This window comes from Lentzea tibetensis (genome assembly GCF_007845675.1).
GTDB classification, from domain to species: Bacteria; Actinomycetota; Actinomycetes; order Mycobacteriales; family Pseudonocardiaceae; genus Lentzea; species Lentzea tibetensis.
In genome coordinates, this window is record NZ_VOBR01000081.1 from 1 (window position 1) to 2,611 (window position 2,611).

Annotated in this window: 3 protein-coding genes and 1 pseudogene; 2 read left to right on the plus strand and 2 right to left on the minus strand. The window is 66.2% G+C overall.

Features of this window, described 5'->3' with window-relative positions:
- Positions 1 to 1,138, minus strand: a 1,138-nt coding sequence (locus FKR81_RS42985; RefSeq protein WP_456319432.1) for an IS30 family transposase, incomplete at its 3' end; no start/stop codon positions are given.
- A 79-nt stretch (positions 1,139 to 1,217) separates the two neighbouring features.
- On the opposite strand from FKR81_RS42985, the gene FKR81_RS46285 reads away from it, so the two are divergent.
- Entirely contained in the window at positions 1,218 to 1,538 is a 321-nt protein-coding gene (locus FKR81_RS46285; protein ID WP_456319433.1) for an integrase core domain-containing protein, read from the plus strand.
- Positions 1,539 to 2,285: 747 nt separating this feature from the next.
- Positions 2,286 to 2,429 (plus strand): annotated as a pseudogene (locus FKR81_RS42995) (IS256 family transposase); the annotation flags it as partial.
- Here the strand turns inward: FKR81_RS42995 and FKR81_RS44745 are convergent.
- Positions 2,426 to 2,611 (minus strand): hypothetical protein (locus FKR81_RS44745; RefSeq protein WP_222598628.1); only part of this gene is annotated, 186 nt, incomplete at its 5' end. The pseudogene FKR81_RS42995 and the gene FKR81_RS44745 overlap by 4 nt on opposite strands.

A 2,611-nucleotide genomic window follows, 5' to 3' on the forward strand; every position in this document is an offset into this window, starting at 1 on the left:
AGACCCGCACGCTGGTATCGATGGTCAGCCGGGCGTGCTGCGCGAGCTCCTTCCCGCGGTCCCAGGTCAGGGTCTGGCGCAGTTGATCCGGCAGGGTGGTGATCGTCGCGGCGATCGCGTCGCGGACAGCCTCGGCGCCGCGACCGGCCAGCGCCGGGCCGTTGTGCACGCGCGGCTCGACGCCGAAGCCCACCATGCGGGGCAGATGCAGGAGCATCGTGAAGCGGGTGGTTCGCTCGACGAGCGTGCCGATCGCGGACCTGTCCAGCCCGATGATGAGATCACCCTCCCAGTGACCTGGGACGGCACGGTCGCAGGCCTCGGCCGGCCGTTGGCTGATCATCACCTCGGGCGTGACCATGCCGTCGCGACACTGCCGCGATCGAGCGCGTGGCACCCGCAGAGCACGACCGGTGCGCAGGCAGGCGACCAGTTCACGCCTCAACGCACCGCGCCCCTGGATGAACAGGGCCTGGTAGATCGCCTCGTGCGAGATGCGCATGGACTCATCATCCGGGAAGTCGAGCCTGAGCCGGCGAGATATCTGTTGCGGGCTCCACGCCGTGGCCCAACGCCGGTCCTGACGCCGTGGCTTGTTACGCCCCTTCCACGGTATCGTCACCGGCCCTGCCACCGGAGTCCCATCGAAACGGCGGACCTGGCCGGACAGTCGTTCCTGCACGTACTCACGCAGCCGATCGTTGGTGACCAGCTTCGCCGCTTTCGGGCGCCTGGCAAGCAAGTCCGCTTTCCACTGCGCTACCGACGCCCGGTAGTCAAGCCTGCCTCCCCTCGTCGCGGCGTTGCGGCGCAGTTCCCGGGAGATGGTCGAAGGATCACGACCCAGCCGACGGGCGATCTCCCGCACCCCGGCGCCCTGGGCCTTCAGCGCGGCGATCTCTTCCCGCTCCGCGAACGACAAATACCGGCCCGCGACCGGGTTGAGCAAGAACAGCGGCATGCCGCCACGCTCCCGGAACCACCGGCTCCCGGCCGCCTGCGACACGCCGACCGCAGCAGCCGCATCCTCGCTCGTCAGCCCCTTGGCGACCTCACGCCAGAACCCACGCTCGATCTCCCGCCAAAGCGCCGGCGCCCCAGGCGACTTCATCGGAGAACGACCCGTCAACGCCTTCATCCATCCCGCAGGCCTGCCCATCAACACCTCCGTCATCGAGGTGTTGCGACGACCGGTTGAAACCACCCAATATCTCGCGGTGCGCTACACCCAGCGCCTGGCCGACGCCGGTGCGGTCGCATCCGTTGGCAGTAAAGGAGATTCCTACGATAACGCCATGGCCGAGGCCTTCAACTCGATCTTCAAAGCCGAACTGGTCCGCAACAAGGGCCCCTGGCGCGGCATCGACGACCTCGAGATCGCCGTCGCCGAGTACATCGACTGGTACAACCACCGGCGGCTCCACGGCGAACTCGGCCTGATCCCGCCCGTGGAACACGAGACCAACCATCACCACACAACCACACCCGTCTCGGGCACCGAGCGGGTGATCACACCCTCCATCAAACCCGGTACTTGACAACCTGACACCGTGGCAGGTCGAACAACGCCTGCCACGGTCGAAGTTCGTTCGTCGAAGCAGAGATGACAGCGGGTGGCCCAGCCTGCCGGGCACGCGCGCTCGGCGCCACACCATCGGCAGCGGAGGATCTGCATTGGCGCACCACGTGATCGTTTGATCGAGAGCACGGGCTCCATCTGGTCCGCGACCAACTGTGCGCATGTCGGGCAATGAGCGTGCCATGCGGTGTTCCTGCCACGGCCGGGCCCGCCTTCAGCTCCATACACCGGCAGCTGGCAATTCGCGCAGGCCCTATCGTCCTCATCCATCGTGATCCCCCTGGGGCACAACACTACTCACTCGCACCAGGTCGAGTTGATCACAGCTGCACAGGCGTACGTCCACGTCGAAGATGCCGCCCTCATCGGACTGGCGCCGACAGCAGCAGCAATCGCCTTCTGCCGCATCCTGACTCGGCTCGGCGGTCGCGATCGATCTCCCAGCTGACCACGCTCAAGGCTTCCTGCACGCGGCCCGAGGCCAGCAATGGTCCAGCCAGACACGCGGGATCATGCTCGTCAGTCACTGCACGCCCCTCCCCAGCCATCAGGCAATCAGCCCCACGATGTTGTCGGACCGTTCCACGTGGCAACTAGCCGACTGGCTCTACCGCAGGATTGCGTTCTGGCAGGCGACCAGTCGGCCTTTCTAGCGCGGCACCTCGCGGAGATCTACGGCACCGACGTGTCGCGGCAGACCATCTCCATCAAACTGATCGAGTCGGCCCAGGCCCGCTGGCGAGCGGTGAACGCCCCGCAACTGGTCGCTCTCGTCCGCGCCGGCGCCCGCTTCGAGAACGGCAAACGCGTCGAACGACCCGACGAACACGCACCACCCACCGCAGCCTAAAAGATCTTCATCCACAGGTATTGACTATTGCTCCCGGTGCTACGCCACGATGGCACTAGGTGGCTGGTGTCGAACGGGGTCTTGAGGGCGTTGACCTGGTCGATGTTGTGCCGACGGGCCTTGTGTTCGCGGTGCTCTCGTTGTGTGCGGTCAGCGGGGCTGGGCGCGATGGTGATCAACGT